Genomic DNA, 265 nt, shown 5'->3' on the forward strand with positions numbered 1-265 from the left:
ATCTCACCCAGCCGCTGGTCATGCCGATGATCCGCGAGCGCTGGGGCCGGATCGTCATCATCTCCTCGGTGGCGGCTCTGACCGGCAACCGGGGCCAGGTCAACTATTCCGCCGCCAAGGGCGCAGTGCATTCGGCCACCAGATCGCTGGCGCTGGAACTGGCCAGCCGGGGCGTGACCGTCAACGCCGTGGCGCCGGGCCTCATCGAAACCGGCATGGCGGAAAGCGCGTTCGACCGGGCTGCCATTGCACGGCTGGGGCCCAT

Annotated in this window: 1 protein-coding gene; it reads left to right on the forward strand. The window is 68.7% G+C overall.

All coding sequences use genetic code 11. The features are described from left to right. A partial coding sequence (locus ACSHWJ_RS16050) for an SDR family NAD(P)-dependent oxidoreductase (RefSeq protein WP_435928793.1) occupies window positions 1–265 on the forward strand: 265 nt, incomplete at both ends.

Source organism: Methylococcus sp. S1M (genome assembly GCF_051295855.1).
In the GTDB taxonomy this organism is placed as follows: Bacteria; Pseudomonadota; Gammaproteobacteria; order Methylococcales; family Methylococcaceae; genus Methylococcus; species Methylococcus capsulatus.